The sequence below is a fragment of the Rhodovulum steppense genome (genome assembly GCF_004339675.1).
GTDB classification, from domain to species: Bacteria; Pseudomonadota; Alphaproteobacteria; order Rhodobacterales; family Rhodobacteraceae; genus Rhodovulum; species Rhodovulum steppense.
This window is the reverse complement of sequence record NZ_SLVM01000040.1, coordinates 1-18525: the sequence shown is the minus strand read 5'-3', so window position 1 is coordinate 18525 and position 18525 is coordinate 1. Positions and strand designations below refer to the sequence as shown.

At 68.6% G+C, this 18525-nt stretch carries 19 protein-coding genes and 1 tRNA gene; 6 read left to right on the top strand and 14 right to left on the bottom strand.

Going from position 1 to position 18525, the window contains the following annotated elements:
• Nucleotides 1-287: 287 nt before the first annotated feature.
• The 5 genes from EV216_RS17350 to EV216_RS17330 form a co-directional block, all read right to left on the bottom strand.
• On the bottom strand, nt 288-932 hold the full coding sequence (locus EV216_RS17350; protein ID WP_132697026.1) for a cytochrome b/b6 domain-containing protein: 645 nt from the start codon (nt 930-932) through the stop codon (nt 288-290).
• 3 nt (nt 933-935) lie between these two features.
• Nucleotides 936-1394 (bottom strand): c-type cytochrome, encoded by a 459-nt coding sequence (locus EV216_RS17345; protein WP_132697024.1) that lies wholly within the window; start codon nt 1392-1394, stop codon nt 936-938.
• Nucleotides 1395-1601: 207 nt separating this feature from the next.
• Nucleotides 1602-2321, bottom strand: a complete 720-nt coding sequence (locus tag EV216_RS17340) for a gamma-glutamyl-gamma-aminobutyrate hydrolase family protein (RefSeq protein ID WP_132697022.1) — start codon at nt 2319-2321, stop codon at nt 1602-1604.
• Nucleotides 2318-3307, bottom strand: a complete 990-nt coding sequence (locus EV216_RS17335; protein WP_132697020.1) for an amidoligase family protein — start codon at nt 3305-3307, stop codon at nt 2318-2320. The genes EV216_RS17340 and EV216_RS17335 overlap by 4 nt, the downstream gene beginning before the upstream one ends.
• A gap of 26 nt (nt 3308-3333) precedes the next feature.
• Nucleotides 3334-3657: a HesB/IscA family protein gene (locus tag EV216_RS17330; RefSeq protein ID WP_132697030.1), complete on the bottom strand. Its 324-nt coding sequence runs from the start codon at nt 3655-3657 to the stop codon at nt 3334-3336.
• An 84-nt stretch (nt 3658-3741) separates the two neighbouring features.
• On the opposite strand from EV216_RS17330, the gene EV216_RS17325 reads away from it, so the two are divergent.
• The 6 genes from EV216_RS17325 to scpB all read left to right on the top strand — a co-directional run bounded on the left by EV216_RS17325 (nt 3742) and on the right by scpB (nt 10182).
• The gene (locus tag EV216_RS17325; RefSeq protein WP_132697018.1) at nt 3742-4920 is read left to right on the top strand and encodes a deoxyguanosinetriphosphate triphosphohydrolase; all 1179 of its coding nucleotides are present in this window, start codon (nt 3742-3744) and stop codon (nt 4918-4920) included.
• Between the two features lie 64 nt (nt 4921-4984).
• Nucleotides 4985-6730 carry an arginine--tRNA ligase gene (gene argS / locus EV216_RS17320; protein WP_132697016.1) on the top strand — a complete coding sequence of 582 codons (1746 nt, stop codon included), beginning with the start codon at nt 4985-4987 and terminating at the stop codon, nt 6728-6730.
• Nucleotides 6731-6808: 78 nt separating this feature from the next.
• A complete protein-coding gene (locus tag EV216_RS17315; protein ID WP_132697014.1) occupies nt 6809-7735 on the top strand; it encodes an SPOR domain-containing protein in 927 nt (308 codons plus the stop codon).
• The gene (locus tag EV216_RS17310) at nt 7735-8748 is read left to right on the top strand and encodes a glycoside hydrolase family 3 N-terminal domain-containing protein (protein WP_132697012.1); all 1014 of its coding nucleotides are present in this window, start codon (nt 7735-7737) and stop codon (nt 8746-8748) included. Before EV216_RS17315 ends, EV216_RS17310 begins: the two co-directional genes overlap by 1 nt.
• Nucleotides 8741-9544, top strand: a complete 804-nt coding sequence (locus EV216_RS17305) for a segregation and condensation protein A (RefSeq protein ID WP_132697010.1) — start codon at nt 8741-8743, stop codon at nt 9542-9544. Before EV216_RS17310 ends, EV216_RS17305 begins: the two co-directional genes overlap by 8 nt.
• The gene (gene scpB / locus EV216_RS17300; RefSeq protein ID WP_132697008.1) at nt 9541-10182 is read left to right on the top strand and encodes an SMC-Scp complex subunit ScpB; all 642 of its coding nucleotides are present in this window, start codon (nt 9541-9543) and stop codon (nt 10180-10182) included. Before EV216_RS17305 ends, scpB begins: the two co-directional genes overlap by 4 nt.
• A 10-nt stretch (nt 10183-10192) precedes the next feature.
• On the opposite strand, the gene EV216_RS17295 is transcribed toward scpB, so the two are convergent.
• The 9 genes from EV216_RS17295 to EV216_RS17255 form a co-directional block, all read right to left on the bottom strand.
• The gene (locus EV216_RS17295) at nt 10193-11566 is read right to left on the bottom strand and encodes an aminotransferase (RefSeq protein ID WP_132697006.1); all 1374 of its coding nucleotides are present in this window, start codon (nt 11564-11566) and stop codon (nt 10193-10195) included.
• A 136-nt stretch (nt 11567-11702) separates the two neighbouring features.
• Complete coding sequence (locus EV216_RS17290; RefSeq protein ID WP_132697004.1) at nt 11703-12788, bottom strand: 2'-deoxycytidine 5'-triphosphate deaminase; 1086 nt, start codon at nt 12786-12788, stop codon at nt 11703-11705.
• A gap of 83 nt (nt 12789-12871) precedes the next feature.
• Nucleotides 12872-12948: transfer RNA gene (locus EV216_RS17285), tRNA-Pro, on the bottom strand.
• Nucleotides 12949-13021: 73 nt separating this feature from the next.
• The gene (locus EV216_RS18805; RefSeq protein WP_279388228.1) at nt 13022-14125 is read right to left on the bottom strand and encodes a MerR family transcriptional regulator; all 1104 of its coding nucleotides are present in this window, start codon (nt 14123-14125) and stop codon (nt 13022-13024) included.
• Between the two features lie 13 nt (nt 14126-14138).
• On the bottom strand, nt 14139-14450 hold the full coding sequence (gene ihfA / locus EV216_RS17275; RefSeq protein ID WP_132697028.1) for an integration host factor subunit alpha: 312 nt from the start codon (nt 14448-14450) through the stop codon (nt 14139-14141).
• 111 nt (nt 14451-14561) lie between these two features.
• Entirely contained in the window at nt 14562-15533 is a 972-nt protein-coding gene (locus EV216_RS17270) for a beta-ketoacyl-ACP synthase III (RefSeq protein ID WP_132697002.1), read from the bottom strand.
• A gap of 2 nt (nt 15534-15535) precedes the next feature.
• Complete coding sequence (gene plsX / locus EV216_RS17265) at nt 15536-16639, bottom strand: phosphate acyltransferase PlsX (protein ID WP_132697000.1); 1104 nt, start codon at nt 16637-16639, stop codon at nt 15536-15538.
• Nucleotides 16640-16670: 31 nt separating this feature from the next.
• A complete protein-coding gene (rpmF, locus tag EV216_RS17260) occupies nt 16671-16880 on the bottom strand; it encodes a 50S ribosomal protein L32 (protein WP_132696998.1) in 210 nt (69 codons plus the stop codon).
• Between the two features lie 199 nt (nt 16881-17079).
• Entirely contained in the window at nt 17080-18300 is a 1221-nt protein-coding gene (locus EV216_RS17255; protein WP_132696996.1) for an MFS transporter, read from the bottom strand.
• Nucleotides 18301-18525 lie beyond the last annotated feature (225 nt).

Sequence of the window (18525 nt, the reverse complement as noted above, 5' to 3'; positions counted from 1 at the left end):
GGTAAATTCCATTTCTTGACCCTCACTCTAACGCTCAACCCCTTGTTCTGGCGTCAGTCTCTCCGTTTTCGTTCCTCTCCCGATGAAAGACCCCCCCTCCACAGGCCGCACACGCCAGGCATTGTTGATCGCAACGATCCGCGTGAACGGTGCTCGATGCCATGACCGGCACCGCAGAACGCCGAGGCCGGAGCCCAGCAAAAGCAGGTTCTTCATCGGCCCCCACCGTCCCTTTTGCCGTTTTTCGACAAGTTAGGGCCGGTGCGGGCCGCGACCATGGCGGATGTTCAGGGATCCTTGCGGACGGTCTTCCGGCCGGTGATCATCGGGCGGATCAGATCCTCGCCCTTCCATTTGCGATAGAACCCGATGGCGGCGACATGCAGCACAACCAGCCCCAGAACCACCCATCCCAGCGTGGCATGCCAGGCCAGCGCCGTGCGCGAGGTCGCGGTGCTGACCTCGCGGGCGAGCGGACCTGCATTGACGTAGTCCTCGGGATCCGCGATCAGCCCCAGCCCCGCATGGACCGCCAGAACGCCCAGCAGGACGAACACGAAGAACCCGCCCAGCGGGTTGTGCCCGCGCCAATAGCTGGGTTCGCGCCGGACCATGTGGATCAGATATTTCCCGATCGAGACGGGACCGTAGAGAAAATTGCCGAAGCGCGCATGTTCCGGGCCGACAAAGCCCCAGATCAGGCGGAACGCCAGCAGGCCCAGCACGGCATAGCCGAACCAGAAATGCAGCGTCATCACGTTGGGCCCGAACTTGCCCAACCCCCAGGCGCCGACCACCGCGATCGCCAGCAGCCAGTGGAACAGCCGCAAGAGCGGATCCCAGACCCGGATGGTCTCGATCTCGACGGTTGCGTTGTCGGCCCGGGCGGTTTCGCCGCCCGGACCGGCACCATGGGTGCCCGTATCCTTCATCGCTCAGAAATCCCGGGCGCGGTAATTGTCGTGGCAATCCTTGCAGGTGCCGCCCAGCCGTTGCACGGCACCGCCCAGATCCGACCGGTCAAGCCCGGCAACCTCGACAAGGTTCTCGACAGCCTGGACATAGGCCATGCCCTTTTCCTGCACCCCGGCGAAATCCTCCCAGATCTTGGGCAGGGCGCGGGTCTTGCCGGGCATGTCGGCATTCGAGGTGCCGACCGCATAGAGATGGCCCATATTGTAGGCGGTCAGCAGTTTCAGGTTGTCGGCATGGGTCTGGGCGACCGCGCCGTCATACTCGATATCGCCCTTGGCCATCGAGGCCAGGACGCTCATGTTGGCCCCGAGCATCGAATAGAAGCCACGGCGGGCATCCACGACCTCCTGCAGGTCGGCGGCAATGCCTGCGGCCGGGACGGTCGCCAGGGCGGCGGTGATCAAAAGTACCTTGCGCATGAAACTCTCCTTCTGGTGATCGGGGATATTCCGTCTGCTGGGCTAGCATGTGACCGTCCTTGGGTCACGTCACAGTTGTATGTTGTGTGGTTCACAACACGGTGCCATGGGGCGATCTGCCGCGTTTGCGCTCATTCGCCCCGATTTCCGAGCGGATCCGGCCCTTGCGCAGGCGCCGTGCGCATATGCACAGACGGAGCGTGGCTGTCACGGCCTGGCCATGACGTCGACCGCAGACAGCTGCGCGACATCGGCGCGGCGCGCGCGGGCGGCCGCGACCAGCGCGGCAAAGAGTGCGCGCTGGCGGCGGGCGTAAGGCAGGTGTTCGGGATGCCACTGCACCCCAAGGGCAAAGGGATCGCGGATTCGCTCCACCGCCTGGATCATGCCGCCGCGGTCGCGCGCGGCGACCACCAGATCCGCGCCCAGCCGGTCCACGGCCTGGGAATGCAGCGCGTTGACCTTCATCGGTGCGGTCCCCGCGATCTCGGCCAGCCTTGTGCCGGGTTCGACCGCGATCCGCTTCTTCGGCAGGATCGTCCAGCGCCGGTCGGAGGCGGTATAGGTGCCATAGGCATCCTGGTGCAGGTTGCCGCCCAGTGCCACGTTGATCATCTGCGCCCCCCGGCAGATGCCCAGCACCGGGATCCCGCGGGCGATGGCGGCCTCGACCAGCGCCCGTTCCAGCGCGTCGCGCGCCGGGTCCAGCCGGGCCGAGGTCACGATCTGCCCATCGTAGAGATCGGGCGAGATGTCGTCGCCGCCGCCGATGATCAGCCCGTCCACCTCCTCCAGATCGGCGGACCGTCCCGCGCCCCAGCGCCGCGCGCGACCGCCCGCAAGCCAGAGGTTCAGCGCCACCAGCGGAAAGATGCGCCAGCCCGAGCGCGCCGAAACTGTAACCGCGATCTGCGGGCGTCCGCTCATGCCGCCGTCCAGAGTTCCAGATCGCCCAGCCGCTCCTCCAGATGGGCGAACCAGTCGCCCCGCGTCGTGGTCAGCGCGGCGCGATAGTCCAGCCATTCGCCGGCCAGCCGGTCCAGCGCCGCGCCGTCGGCGGCCAGCCGTTCGACCATCACCCAGCGGTTCCACTCATAGGCGATGCGCCATCCGGCTTCGTCGATCCGGCAATCGGGCAGGCGATAGTGAAAGGTCGGCCGCGCCGAGACCAGCCCGCCGTCGCCCAGCGCGCCGCTCACCCGGCCCTCGTCCAGATGGCGGAACAGCGGCAACAGGTCCAGCCCGCGATTGCGCGTCGGCGTCTCCGCCAGATAGGCGTCGATGAAATCGGCCATGCTCCAGTCCACGGCCTCGCCCGCCAGCCGGTCGACCAGGCGGCGCGGCCAGGGATCGACAAAGGGCAGAAGCCGCCGCGCGGGGTCGATCGGATCCGCCTTCCTCAGCCAGTCCTCGATCAGCGCGAAGGCGCGGGCCACGGGCAGGATCGCCTCGGTCGTCTCGTCCGCCACCGCGGGGTTCAGATGCACGCCGAAGCCCAGCAGGAGGCCGTTCCGACTGCCCTGCGCCCCGGCCGCGCGCAACGCGCCCCGCAGCCGGTCAAGCGCGGGCAACTGCCCGGGCTCCAGCGGCGGCGTAACGATCTCGACCGGCACCACCGCGCGGCTCAGATCCAGCCCCAGATCGGCCAGCTTGCCGCCCGCCTTGTCGCGCCATTGCGTGTCGAGACAGATCTCGACCGCGCCCCATTCGCTGTCCTCGACGACAAGATCATGCGCGGTCTTCTCGATCACCCGCCCGCCGATCGCATCGGCCACCAGCCGCGCCGCCCTTGCCTCGGTCAGCCCGCCGAACTCGATCTCGATTCCGGTCCGGCGCGGTGCGCCCTCGGCGGTGTTTTCCGGGCAGAGCGGCAGGAACCGGTCGCGCGGGATCAGGCTGGTGATGTTGTCCATGTCGGCCGGTCCTTTCCGGGCGCGCCTCACATCGCGAAAGAGGTGCCGCAACCGCAGGAACTTGCCGCGTTCGGGTTGTCGATCACGAAACGCGCCCCGATCAGTTCCTCGGTGAAGTCGATGACCGCATTCGACAGGAACGGCAGCGAGACCGGATCGACCACCACCCGCTCGCCCCCGCCTTCGAGCAACAGGTCGTCCTCGGCGGGGGCGTCCAGCGTGATCGCATACTGGAACCCCGAACAGCCGCCGCCCTCGACGGCGATACGCAGCGCCTTGCCCTGCGCCGCGGCCCCGATCTCGGCCAGCCGGGAAAAGGCGCGCTCGGTAACTTTCGGAGGCAGCGTCAGGTCCATCGCGGAATCCCCTGTGTGCAAACGGTCTTTCCTTCAATATATGGGGTTGAGGATTGCGAACAAGCGACGAGACCCCGGATGCTGGCCCCCTTCGCCTGCGACCCCGCCCAAAGCCGCGGGCGCCTTTATGCCGAGCAGGAAAGCGCCTTCCGCTCGTGTTTTCAGCGCGACCGGGACCGGATCATCCATTCCTCGGCCTTCCGCCGCCTGATGCACAAGACACAGGTCTTCGTGGTGCATGAGGGCGACAGCTTCCGCACGCGGCTGACCCATTCGATCGAGGTGGCGCAGGTCGCGCGCACCATCGCGGGCGTCCTGGGCCTGAACGGCGAACTGGCCGAGGCGGTGGCGCTGGCGCATGATCTGGGTCACACGCCCTTCGGCCATACCGGCGAGGATGCGCTGGCGGCCCTGATGGCGCCTTTCGGCGGGTTCGACCACAACGCGCAAGCCATCCGCATCGTGACAAGGCTGGAACGCCATTACGCGGATTTCGACGGGCTGAACCTGACATGGGAGGCGCTGGAGGGCATCGCCAAGCATAACGGGCCGGTGACGGGCACGCTGCCCTATGCGCTGGCCGAATACAATGCCCGCCACGACCTGGAACTGCACACCCATGCCAGCGCCGAGGCGCAGGTGGCCGCGCTGGCCGACGACATCGCCTATAACAATCACGACCTGCATGACGGGCTGCGTGCGGGGCTTTTCACCGACGAAGATCTGGCCGCGCTGCCGATCCTGTCGGATTGCTATGTCGAGGTTGATCGCATCTGGCCGCGGATCGACCCCAAACGCCGCCGCCACGAGGCGACGCGCCGCTTCTTCGGCGTGATGGTCGAGAACGTGATCGCCGAGGCCCGCCGCCTGCTGGCCGAGGCCGCCCCCGCTAGCGCCGCCGAGGTGCGCGGGCTGGGCCGCCCGGTGATCCGCTTCAGCGACCCGCTCTGGGCCGATCTGCGCCAGATCCGTGATTTCCTGTTCCACCGGATGTATCGCGCGCCCTCGGTAATGGCGGTGCGTGCCGAGGTGACGCGCGTGGTCGAGGAACTGTTCCCGATCTACCTGGCCGACCCCGCGCATCTGCCCGCGAAATGGCGCGAGGATGTGGCCGCCGTGCCGGACGTCACCGCGCTGGCGCGGATCGTGGCCGATTACATCGCGGGCATGACCGACCGTTTCGCCTTGCAGGAACATGCCCGCCTGACCGGGACCGAGCCCAAGCTGCCCGCCGCCTGGCGCGCGGCGACCGGCTGACCTGGGGCCGGTTGACGCGCCCGCGCCCGGTGGTAAACCGCCCGAGGCACCGAAAGGGATGGACATGAACCTCTTCACCGATCTCCGCGCGCTCGTGATCGACAGCCTGACCGCCATGGCCGCCGAGGGCGCGCTGCCCGCCGGGCTCGACCTCTCGAACGTCGCGGTCGAGCCGCCGCGCGATGCCGCCCATGGCGACATGGCCACCAACGCGGCGATGGTGCTGGCCAAGCCCGCCGGGCGGAAGCCCCGCGACATCGCCGAGGCGCTGGCGCCGCGCCTCATGGCCGATCCCCGCGTCACCCTGGCCGAGGTGGCGGGGCCGGGCTTTCTGAACCTGCGCCTTGCGCCCGGCGTCTGGCAGGGGCTTGTGGGCCGGGTGCTGGCCGAAGGCACGGGCTTCGGGCGCTCCGACATGGGGCAGGGCGCGCGGGTCAATGTCGAATATGTCTCGGCCAACCCCACCGGCCCGTTGCATGTGGGCCACACCCGCGGCGCGGTCTTCGGCGATGCGCTGGCGAACCTGCTGGCCTATTCCGGCCATCAGGTGACGCGGGAATACTACATCAACGACGGCGGCGCGCAGGTCGACGTGCTGGCCCGCTCCGTCTACCTGCGCTATCTCGAAGCGCATGGCCAACAGGTCGCCTTCGAGGACGGCACCTATCCCGGCGACTACCTGATCGAGGTCGGCCAGGCGCTGAAGGACAAGGTGGGCGACGCCTATCTCGACCAGCCCGAGGAGGTCTGGCTGACCGAGGTGCGCGACTTCGCCACCGACCGGATGATGGACCTGATCCGCGCCGATCTGGCCGCCCTCGGCATCACGATGGATGTCTTCTTCTCCGAGAAGTCGCTCTATGGCACCGGCCGGATCGAGGCCGCGATCGAGGCGCTGCGCGAAAGGGGGCTGATCTATCAGGGCGTGCTGGAACCGCCCAAGGGCAAGACGCCCGAGGACTGGGAGCCGCGCGAGCAGACCCTGTTCCGCTCGACCGAACATGGCGACGACGTGGACCGGCCGATCATGAAATCGGACGGCGCATGGACCTATTTCGCCCCGGACATCGCCTATCATTTCGACAAGATTTCCAGGGGCTTCGACGCTCTTATTGATGTATTTGGCGCGGATCACGGCGGCTATGTCAAGCGGATGAAGGCGGCCGTGTCCGCGCTGTCCGATGGCCGCGTGCCGCTCGACATCAAGCTCACGCAGCTGGTCAAGCTCTACCAGAACGGCGAACCCTTCAAGATGTCCAAGCGCGCGGGCACCTTCGTCACGCTGCGCGACGTGGTCGATCAGGTGGGGCCGGATGTGACCCGGTTCCACATGCTGACGCGCAAGAACGACGCGCCGCTGGATTTCGACTTTGCCAAGGTGCTGGAGCAATCCAAGGACAACCCGGTCTTCTATGTCCAGTATGCCCATGCCCGCGTCTGCTCCGTGCTGCGCAAGGCGGCCGAGGCGGGGATCGCGTCCGATGACGCCACGCTGGCCGCGGCGGATCTGACGAAACTCGGGCATGAGGCCGAGATCGCGGTCGCGAAGAAGCTGGCAGAATGGCCGCGTCTGGTCGAGATCGCCGCCCGCACGCATGAACCCCACCGCGTCGCGTTCTACCTGTACGAACTGGCCTCCGAGTTCCACGCGCTCTGGAACCGGGGCAACGATCTGCCCGCGCTGCGCTTCCTGCAAGAGGGCGATCCGGCCACAAGCCAGTCCAAAATCGCGCTGGCGCGTGCCGTTTCCGTTGTGATTTCCGCCGGCCTTGGTATTCTCGGCGTTACTCCGGTCGAGGAAATGCGCTGAAAAACAAGGCGCAACCCGCCCGGGCCGAGACAGGCAAGAACCAACCGGGGACAAAGAGCCCCGGAACATGAGGCGGCAATGGCAGATATCGAATACGACGCATTCCGTGCGCCGGGTCCGGGCGATGCCCGGCCGGGCATGAAGACCGCGCTGCACTGGGCCGGGGGCGCGCTGTCGCTTTCGCTGGTGGCAGGGCTTTGTGTCTGGGGCTACCAGATCCTCGTGCGCGATGTCAGCGGCGTGCCCGTGGTGCGCGCGCTCGAAGGGCCGATGCGGATCGCCCCCGAGGATCCGGGCGGCCGTCAGGCCGATCACCAGGGGCTGGCGGTGAACCGCGTCGCCGCCGATGGCGAGGCCGCGCCGCCCGCCGACACGCTGCGCCTTGCCCCGAACCCGCTGGCGCTGACCGAAGAGGACCGTCCGCGCGCCGAACTGGCCCCGCTGGACGTGGCCGCGCCTGCCGCGACGCCGTGGGACGAGGCGGCCGATCAGCAAGTCGAAGAGGCGTTCACGCTGGCGCCCGAGGCCGATGACACGGCCGATGCCGCGATGATGGCCGCCCTCGAAGAGGCCGCCGCGGACGAGATCACGCCACTGATGCAATTGCCCGCGGGCGCGCTCAGCCATTCGCCCCGCCCGGCGGCACGGCCCGATACCGAGGATCTCGCCGCCCGCGCCGCGATCGCGGCCGCCACCGCCGCGCTGATGCCGCGCAGTGCTGCCGAGCTTCCCGTGACCGAGGTGGTCGCGGGCACTGCGCTGGTCCAGCTTGGCGCCTTCGACGACGCCGAAGAGGCCCGCCTGGCCTGGGAGGGCCTGGCAGGCGAGGGGCGCTTCGCCGGGTTCTTCGACCGCAAGTCCCGCGTCATCCAGGCGACCGAGGGCGGCGGGCGCATCTTCTACAGGCTGCGCGCCGCAGGCTTCGACGATATCGCCGATGCCCGCCGGTTCTGTGCTGCCCTGATGGCCGAGGGCGCGGACTGCATCCCGGTGGTGGCCCGCTGATGCGGCGGGCCGGGGCCTATATCCTCGGCTGCTCCGGCCCGGCGCTGACGGCGGCCGAGCGGCAGTTCTTCGCCCAGGCCAACCCGCTCGGCTTCATCCTGTTCGCGCGCAATGTCCGCGATCCCAGCCAGTTGCGCGCGCTGACCGAAAGCCTGCGCGCGGCGGTGGGCCGCGCCGCGCCGATCCTGATCGACCAGGAGGGCGGGCGCGTCCAGCGCCTGACCGCGCCGCATTGGCGGCAATGGGCGGCGGCCGCCGACCAGATCGCCGCGGTCGGTCCAGAGAACGCGGCGCGCTCGATGTATCTGCGCTCGCGGCTGATCGCGCGCGAACTGAACTGGGCGGGCATCGACGTCAATTGCGCGCCGCTGGGCGATCTGGCGCGGCCGGAAACCCACAAGGTGCTCAAGAACCGCTGCTACGGCTCGGACCCCGCCAGCGTGGCCAGGATCGCCCGCGCCGTGGCCGACGGGCTGTTGCATGGCGGCGTGCTGCCCGTGCTGAAACACATCCCCGGCCATGGCCGCGCCACGGTCGACAGCCACCTTGACCTGCCGCGCGTCAAGACCCCGCTCTCGCAGCTCGAGGCCACCGATTTCGCCGCCTTCCGCGCGCTTTCGGACCTGCCGCTGGGAATGACGGCCCATGTTGTCTACGAGGCTCTGGATGGCGGCGCCCCGGTCACCACCTCGGGCGAGGCGATCATCTATATCCGCAGGGCGTTGGGCTTTCAGGGTTTCCTGATGACCGACGACATCTCGATGCAGGCGCTGTCGGGCAGCATCGCCGCGCGCTGCGTGGCCAGCATCCGGGCGGGCTGCGATGCGGTCTTGCATTGCAACGGCAAACTGGCCGAAATGGAAGAGGTCGCCGAGGCCAGCGGCACGCTGACCGAGAAAGCCGCGGCAAGGGCCTCGCGCGCGCTGGCCCGCCGCCGCCCGCCGGTGCCCGGCGAGGTTTCCGCGCTGGTGACCGAACTCGATGCGCTGCTGGGAAAGAGGCGCGATGCCTGAACAGGGCCCCGACAGTTTCACCGAGGGACCCGCGCGGGACCCCGTCGCCGCGCGGCTGGCCGCCGAGGCCCTGATCGTCGATGTCGAGGGTTTCGAGGGGCCGCTCGACATGCTGCTGACGCTGGCCCGCAGCCAGAAGGTCGACCTGCGCCGCATCTCGGTGCTGCATCTGGCCGAGCAATACCTGGCCTTTGTCGAACAGGCGCGGACGCTGCGCATCGAACTGGCGGCCGATTACCTGGTGATGGCGGCCTGGCTTGCCTATCTCAAGTCGCGCCTTCTGCTGCCGCCCGATCCCACCGACGAGGGACCCTCGGGCGAGGATCTGGCTGCGCATCTGGCGTTCCAGCTTGAACGGCTCGAAGCGATGCGGGCGGTGGCCGCCCGGCTTCTGGGCCGCGACCAGAAGGGGCGCGACTTCTTCGTGCGCGGCATCCCCGAGGATGTGCAACGGGTGCGTCGGGTGCAATATACCGCGACCCTTCTGGACCTGATGCAGGCCTATGCACGGATCCGCACCAAGGACGAGTTCCGCCCCTACGTCCTTGATCGCGATGCGCTTTACACGATGGAAGAGGCGCTGGAACGGATGCGCGGCCTGCTGGGCTATGCGGGCGAATGGATCGACCTGTCCAGTTGGCTGCCCGAGGGATGGCAAACCGACCCCGTGCGTCGGCGCACCGCCACCGCGGCGCATTTCGCCGCCAGCCTGGAACTGGCCAAGCAGGGCCAGATCGAGATCCGCCAGTCCGACACCTTCGCCCCGATCCATATCCGGCGGAAGCCCCGCGCATGACCCGGACCCCGCCCGAGCAGGAGGAAAGCCTTTTCGAGGCGCCGCCCATCGGCGAGCAGGAGCGCATGGTCGAGGCGATCCTGTTCGCCTCGGCCGAGCCGTTGCGCGTGGCCGAACTGAACGCGCGGATGCCGCATGGCTGCGATGCCGCCGCCGCGCTCGCCCATCTTGCCCGCCGCTACGAGGGGCGCGGCGTGCGGCTGGTGCGCGTGGGCGAGGGCTGGGCGTTTCGCACCGCGCCCGATCTGGGCTTCCTGATGCAGAAGGAGACGGTCGAGCTGCGCAAGCTCAGCCGCGCCGCGATCGAGACGCTGGCGATCATCGCCTATCACCAGCCGGTGACGCGCGCCGAGATCGAGGAGATTCGCGGCGTCTCGGTCAGCCGGGGCACGGTCGATCAGTTGCTGGAGCTTGACTGGATCCGCTTCGGACGGCGCCGGATGACGCCGGGCCGCCCCGTCACCTATGTCGTGACCGAGGAATTCCTCGACCATTTCGGACTGGAAAGCGCGCGCGACCTGCCCGGGCTCAAGGAATTGCGCGCCGCAGGCCTGCTGGACAGCCGCCCCATGCCCGGCGGCCCGGACGATACCGAAGCCGAGGACGGCCAGGCCGACATGTTCGAGGACGAAAGCTGAGGCGCCCGCCTCAGCCCGCGCCGATCTCGGCGAAGACCCGGTTCAGCGCGGCCTCCAGCTTGTCGAACATCTCGTCCATCTGCGCTTCGGTCACGATGAAGGGCGGGCACAGCACGATGGATTGGCCCAGCGGCCGACAGATCAGCCCGTGATCGGTGCAGGTATTGGCGATGCGCTCGCTGACCGACAGGGTCGCGGGAAACGGCGTCTTCGTCGGCTTGTCGGCCACTGCCTCCAGCGCGCCCATCAGCCCCTTGCCGCGCCATTCCCCGATATGGGGATGCTCGGCCAGCCGCTTCAGCCCCGCCTCGAAACGCGGGGTCAGGGCGCGGACATTGTCCAGAAGCCCCTCGTTCAGGATCACGTCGATCGCTTTCAGCGCGATGGCGCAGCCGACCGGATGGCCCGAGGCGGTGAAGCCATGGGGAAATTCCTCGACCGCCTCGGCCGCGGCCTGCAACCGGTCGGACAGGTCGGGGCCGAGGATCACGGCGCCCATCGGGAAATAGCCCGCAGTCAGCGCCTTGGAACTGATGATCGCATCGGGGGTGAAGCCGTAGGTCTGGCAGCCCCAGACCTCGCCCGTCCGGCCGAAGCCGCAGATCACCTCATCCGCGATCAGCGGGATGTTGTGACGCTTCAGGACCGCCTGGATCGCCTGGAAATAGCCCTCTGACGGCGGGATCACGCCGCCCGCGCCGATCACCGGCTCGGCGAAGAAGCCCGCGATTGTCTCGGCCCCCTCGCGCGCGATGACCTCCTCCAATTCGGCGGCCAGCCGGGTGGTGAACTCTGCCTCGCTCTCGCCCTCCCGCCCCTCGCGCCAGTAATGCGGGCAGGTCAGGTGGATGAACCCGGGCAGGGGCAGGCCGAACAGCGCGTTATAGGCCTTGCCCGTCATCGAGGCCGCGGCGACCGTGACCCCGTGATAGCCGTTCCAGCGCGTCAGGATCTTGCGCCGCTCGGGCTGCCCCTCGGCGCGCGCCAGGAACCACAGCATCTTGAGCGCCGTGTCGTTCGCCTCGGATCCCGAATTGGTATAGAAGACCTTGCCGCGGGCGAAGGGCGAGACCTCGATCAGTTTCTCGCTCAGCATCACGGTCTGGTCCGACATCCGCCCGAAAAACGCGTGATAGCCCGGAAGCCGGTCATATTGCGCCTTGGCGGCCTGGGCCAGGCCGGGATGATCGAACCCCGCCACCATGTTCCACAGCCCCGAATTGGCGTCCAGATAGCGCCGCCCGGCCGTGTCGAAGATATAGGGACCCTCGCCATGGGTCACGACCACCGTGCCGCGCGCCTGCACCGAGGGCAGGTCGGTGAAGCCGTAGAAGCTGTGCGTCTCGGCGCGGGCATCCCAGTCGTTCGGGGCGGTGTCGGGCATGTTCGGGGCTCCTTCGGCACTCTCGCCCCGACGCTATCCCCGCGCCCGGCCGGGTGCAATCGCACGTTGCCACCGCGGCCCACGGGCCGGGTCGAACCGGCGGCAGCCGCTCCTGCGCGCGGGGGGGGCGAACCGCTCAGGGCGCGCGGAAATGCTTGGACAGCTTCAGCCCCTGGCCCTGGTAGTTCGACGCGATCCCCGCGCCATACAGCGTCTCGGGCCTTGCGGCCATGCGTTCATAGACCAGCCGCCCCACGACCTGCCCATGTTCCAGCACGAAGGGCGCCTCGTGGCAGCGCACTTCCAGCACCCCGCGCGACCCCGTGCCGCCCGCCGCGTCATGGCCGAAGCCGGGATCGAAGAAGCCCGCGTAATGCACCCGGAACTCGCCCACCATGGCCAGATAGGGGGCCATTTCGGCGGCGTAATCGGGCGGGATATGCACCGATTCGCGGCTGACCAAGATATAGAAGGCGCCAGGGTCGAGGATGATCCGGCCCCTGTCGGTCCGGATTTCCTCCCAGAACTCGGCCGGGTCATGCCCGCCGATCCGGTCAAGGTCGATCACCCCCGAATGCGGCTTGGCGCGATAGCCAACCAGATCGCCGGTTTCGGGCTTCAGATCGACCGAAAAGCCCAGCCCCTCGGAAATCACCGCCGGACCGCCCGCAACCAGCCCCACCGCCCGATGCAGCGCCGTCAGTTCGGCATCGTCCAGAACCGCCTGCCCGCGACGGAACCGGATCTGGTTCAGCCGCTGGCCGGGCCGCACCAGCACCGAGAAGGAGCGCGGGCAGATCTCGGCGTAAAGCGGGCCGTGATACCCCGGCCGGATGCGGTCGAACTCCACCCCGCCATCGGTGATCGCACGGGTCAGAAGGTCCAGCCGCCCGGTCGAACTCTTGGCATTGGCGACCGCGGCGACGCCCTCGGGCAGGGCCAGCCGCTCCATCAGCGGCACGACATAGACGCAGCCCTTTTCCAGCACCGCCCCGCCCGTGAGGTCGATCCGGTGCATCTCGAAATCGGCCAGACGCTCGGCCACCGTCGCCCCCGCACCCGCCAGGAACGAGGCGCGCATCCGGTAGGCGACATCCCCCAGCCGCAGATCCAGCGAGGCGGGCTGCACCTGCCCGTCATCCAGGGGCGCGCTCAGGCCGATCGCGCCCGCCTCGATCAGCGCGCGGATCTGCTGCGCGGGCAGCACGCCGGGTCCGGTCATCGCATCGCCTCCGACTGTTGCAAGGCCAGGTGCCGAAAACACCACCGCCCGCGGCCCGAAAGGGCGCGCGGGCGGTGTGATTTTGGTCGGGCTAGCAGGACTTGAACCTGCGACCTTCCGCCCCCCAGACGGACGCGCTACCAGACTGCGCCATAGCCCGACACGGGGGCGTTCTTAGCATGTCTGACGGCGGGGGCAAGCCGCAAAAAACCCCGCCCGGCGCCAGGATCGGCCTATTGCCCGCCGGACACCATCCGCTCGCCAAGCGCCTGAAGCCGCGCCAGCGATTGCCCGGCCCGGTCCCGGTCGGCGGCCAGCGCCTGACGCAGCGCGGGGGTGCGGATCAGCGTGCGCAGCGGCGGCGCGACCGGGGCAAAGGCCGGGTCGTCATCGGCCGGATCGCTGCGGGCGATTCCCGTGCCGAGGGGCCGCGCAATCGCCGGGGCAGGGGGCTCGGCCATCGGTTCCGCCAACGGTTCCGGCTCCGGTTCGGCCTCCGGTTGCGCTTCAAACTCCGGGGCGGCCTCTGACAGGATGTCGGACCCGGCCTGTTCCGACGCCTCCGCCTCGGGCTCGGGTTCGGCCGGACCGGCCGCCGGGGCATGGGCTTCGGGTTCAGGCTCCGGTTCCGGCTCTGGCTCGACCACGATCTGCGCGACCTCGGGCTCCGGGCCGAGCAGCAAGTCGGCCTCCGCAAGGTCCGCGACCGGCTCCTCCGCGGATGTCTCCGGCGCGGCCTCGAAGGGCAGGGTGGCGGCGGGTTCTTCCTCGACCGTCGGGCGGGGATGGCGGCGGAAGCTGGGGATCGCCGCCTCGGCCTCCGGTGCGGGGCGCGCCCCGGCCGCAAGATCGAGACCGGGCAGGATCGCCTCGTCCGGTTCGGGCCGGGGGCGGAACGCCAGCGGCAGGATCTCGGCGGCCTCGGATTCGGCATCCTCCTGCATCGGGGCCTCGTCGGCCTCGACCATCTCGACGGGCGAGTCGTCCCCGGGCAGCGGCGCTTCGGCAACCGCCTCGACCGGCTCGGCATGGCCCTCGATCAGCAGCCCGGGCGTCCCTTCCTCCAGCGGCGGCGACAGGGCCGAGACGAATTTCACCCCTTCCTCGCGCAGGATCTTCTGCACCCCGCGGATGGTCAGCCCGTCCTCGTGCAGGAGCCTTTTGATCCCGCCCAGCAGCATCATGTCGGCCGGCCGGTAATAGCGCCGCCCGCCCGCGCGCTTGACCGGCTTGACCTGGGAAAACCGGCTTTCCCAGAACCGCAGCACATGCGCGGGCGTGTCCAGCCACGCCGCCACCTCGCTGATCGTGCGGAAGGCTTCGGGGGATTTTTCCATCTGGAACGGAACCTTAGTCCGTCCGCTCGGAATTTCCGGCGGCGACGCGGTCCTTCATCAGATGCGAGGGACGGAAGGTCAGGACCCGTCGCGGCAAGATCGGCACCTCTTCGCCGGTCTTCGGGTTGCGGCCGACCCGCGCCGCCTTTTCCCGCACCGAGAAGGTGCCGAAGGACGAGATCTTGACTGTCTCGCCGCGCACCAGCGAATCCGACATGTGCTGCAGGACGCTCTCCACCAGGTCGGCGGATTCGTTGCGTGACAGGCCCACTTCGCGGAACACCGCTTCGGTCAAATCCATTCGTGTCAGCGTTTTGCCGGACATGGCGTCCCCTCTGATCAAAAACCCGAAATTCCCCGACTACCTAAGAGCTTAGGGAGAAACGGATTTCCGAGTCAATGACAACGACTTGCAGGATGGCGTTTGCGCGCAACCTTACCAGCGCAGAACCACCGCACCCCAGGCCAGCCCGCCGCCGATCGCCTCGGTCACGACCAGGTCGCCGGGCCGGATCCGCCCCTCGGCCTTGCCCACCGACAGCGCCAGCGGAATCGACGCGGCCGAGGTGTTGCCATGGTCCTGCACGGTGACGATCACCCGCTCCATCGGCAATTGCATGCGCTGCGCGGTGGCCTTGATGATCCGCAGATTCGCCTGATGCGGCACCAGCCAGTCGACATCCGCCCCGCTCAGCCCCGCCTTGTCCAGCGCCGCATGGGCGGTGTCGGCCAGCTTCTCGACGGCATGGCGGAACACTTCCTTGCCCTGCATCCTCAGATGCCCGGTCATGCCCGTCGAGGTGCCGCCATCGACGTAAAGGATGTCCTTGTGCCGCCCGTCCGAATGCAGGTCGATCGCCAGCACGCCGCGATCGTCCGATCCGCCCGCGCCCGCGCCCGCCTCCAGCAGCAGCGCGCCTGCGCCATCGCCGAACAGCACGCAGGTGCCGCGGTCGGTCCAGTCCATGATCCGGCTGAAGCTTTCGGCCCCGATCACCAGCACGCGCCGCGCCATCCCGGTCGCGATCATCGCGTTCGCATTGGCCAGCGCGAAGACGAAGCCGGCACAGACCGCCTGCACGTCGAAGGCAAAGCCGCGCGTCATGCCCAGCCCCGCCTGAACCATGGTCGCGGCCGAGGGAAAGGTCAGATCGGCGGTCGAGGTTGCCAGGATGATCGCATCCACTTCGTCGGGTGCCAGCCCCGCATCGTCCAGCGCCGCCCGTGCCGCGCGGATCGCCATGTCGGCCGTGGTCTCGCCCTCGCCCGCCAGATGGCGTCGTTCGATCCCCGAGCGCGAGCGGATCCACTCGTCGGACGTCTCGAGCGTCGCCTCGAACTCGGCATTCTCGACCACGCGCGCAGGCAGATAATGGCCCACTCCCCTGACAATGGCCCTTGTCACCATGTCTACCGCTCGCCTCCGGCCACGTCCTTGACCATTTCGTGGACCGGCCCGGAGGCTGTGGCAACGCGCGCCGCCAGCCGTTCGGTGAAGCCCGATTGCGCCAGTTCCCAAGCCAGTTTGACCGCCGCGGCGACGCCGGTGGCGTCCGACGAGCCATGCGACTTGACCACCGTGCCGTTCAGCCCGAGGAACACCCCGCCATTCACCCGGCGCGGGTCGATCCGCTTCTTGAGCCGTCGCAACGAGGTCAGCGCCAGCAATGCCGCCACCCGCGACAAGGGCGTTGCGCTGAACGCCTCGCGCAGGAAATCGCCGACCAGCCGGGCGGTGCCTTCGCCGGTCTTCAGCGCCACATTCCCGGTAAAGCCGTCGGTCACTATCACGTCGACCTTGTCCGAGGGAATGTCGCCGCCTTCGACGAAGCCGACGAAATCGAACTGCCCGGCTGCGCAACTTGCCTCGATCAGATCATGGGCGGCCTTCAGCTCGGCCCGTCCCTTGTTCTCTTCGGTGCCGACATTCAGGATGCCGACACGCGGCCGGTTCAGCCCCAGCCCGTTGCGCGCATAGGACGAGCCCATCAGCGCATATTGCAGCAGGTCATGCTCGTCCGCGCGCACATCGGCGCCGACATCCAGCATCACGTTGAACCCGTGCGGATTGCGCGAGGGCCACAGACAGGCGATGGCGGGCCGGTTGACGCCCGGCAGCTTGCGCAGCCGCACGATCGACAACAGCATCAGCGCGCCGGTATTGCCGCAGGACACGCAGACCGGCGCCTCGCCATTGCGCACGCTGTCCAGCGCCGACCACATCGAGGTCGCCTGGCCATGGCGCATCACCTGACTGGGCTTGGCCTCCATCGTGACCACATCGGCAGCATCGCGTATATCGACCCGACCGGCCAGCACCCTGCGGCGCGAGACAAGCTGCTCCAGTTCCGCCCGGCGTCCATGCAGGATGAACCGGATCTCGGGATTCTTGGTGGCGGCTTTGACCAGTCCCGCGACCACGGCCGCGGGACCACGATCCCCGCCCATGGCGTCGACCGATATGACGGTGCGCGGCGCCTCGGCGCGCGGCTCCTGACAGTGCTGCGTGCTCATGTTCGACGCGGGGGACGTGCGGCCCGGGGCCTCAGGCCGCGTCGTCTTCGTCCAGGTCGAATTCCTGGGCCTGCGCAACCACTTCGCGGTCGTCGTAATGGCCGCATGCGGCACAGACGTGATGCGGACGCTTCAGTTCGCCGCAATTCGAACATTCGGCCGGATTGCCCGGCACCAGCGCATCGTGCGAGCGCCGCATGTTGCGGCGCGACCGCGTGACTTTGTTCTGAGGGACAGCCATGTCTCAACCTCGATCCTTCGGGGCCTCTGGCCCGGTGTTCTGTCTTGGGAAAGCCCGTCTCTCAGCGCGTGGCCGCGCGGCGTAACCCATCGTGCAAGCGAGGCCGGGAACATACTGCGATTCTGACCGGGCGCAAGTGTTTTTCTGGACGCGCCGGGACGCGCAGCCGCCGCAGCGCAAGCCCGTCCCGGACCCGGCCTCAGCGCTCTGCCGCAGGGCGCAGCGCCAGCCAGATCAGCGCACCCCCGGCCAGCGCCAGGAACGGCACCATGGCCAGGTTGACTGCCGCCCAGCCCGCGGCGGCCGACCCGCCCGAACAGTTCATCAACCCCCCCGAGGCCAGCGAGGCGAGCGTCACCCCGGCAAAGACCAGCGTGTCGTTCATCCCCTGCGCCGCGCCGCGTTCCTCCGGGCCATGCGCCTGCGCCAGCATCGCCGTCGCCCCGATGAAGCCGAAATTCCAGCCGATGCCCAGCAGGATCAGCGCGGCATAGAACTGCTCCAGCGCAACCCCGCTCAACGCCACCCCGCCCGACAGCGCCAGGATCGTCAGCCCGGCCGCCACCACGGGCCGCGCGCCGAACCGCGCGATCAGATGCCCGGTAAAGAAACTCGGCACATACATCGCCAGCACATGCGCGGTCACGATATCCGCCGCGACCCCGGTGTCGAAGCCGCAGCCGACAACCGCCAGCGGCGACGAGGTCATCACCAGGTTCATCAGCGCATAGGACACCATCCCGCAGATGATCGCCACCGCGATCGCGGGATCGCGCAACAGCTCGACACGCCCCCGCCCGCCCGTCTGGCCCGCCACGCGGCGCGGCGGCGCGGGGATGTCGAGAAAGGCGAACAGCACCGGACCGACCAGGTTGATCGCGATCACCGCCAGATAGGTGCCGAGAAAGGGAACCACCATCGCCTCGGCCGTCACCTTCACCAGCTGCGGGCCGACGACCGCGGCCACCAGACCGCCCGCCAGCACATAGGAAATCGCCTTGGGCTGGAAATCGCCGGTCGCGCTGTCGGCGGCGGCAAAGCGGTAGAATCCCTGCGCCGCAAGATAGATGCCGGTCAGGAACGAGCCCGCGAGAAACAGCCCGAACGAGCCCTGCACCAGCCCCACCGCGCCCACCGCGCCGCCCGCCGCCCCGCCCAGCGTACCGACCAGGAAGCCCGCGCGCCGCCCGAACCGCTGCATCAGGCTTGCCAGGGGTGTCGCACTCAGCATCGAGCCCAGCACGATCAGCGAGATCGGCAGCGTCGCCCAGCACGGGTCGGGAGCCAGGCTCTGGCCCGCAAGCCCGCCGATGGTGAAGATCATCGGCATCTGCGCCCCGATCAGCGCCTGCGCCGCCACCAGCAGGGCGACATTGCGCTGGGCGCGCGAAGCGGTCAGGGGCGGGGCGGCGTCGGTCATGTCATCTCCCTAACCCGGGGCGCGCGCACGCGAAAGAGGAAGCCTGCTGCAACAGGCGGCCTCCGGCGACTCCATTCGTGGCCGACAGAACATGCGGGGCTGCGTCGCGTCGCGGCTTTGTCCCGCGATTTTCTTCTTGGCCGAAATACCCCGGGGGTCCGGGGGCAGCGCCCCCGGCGGGTCGGCTTGTGTGTCGTTACGGGTGGTTCTGACGGGGGATTACAG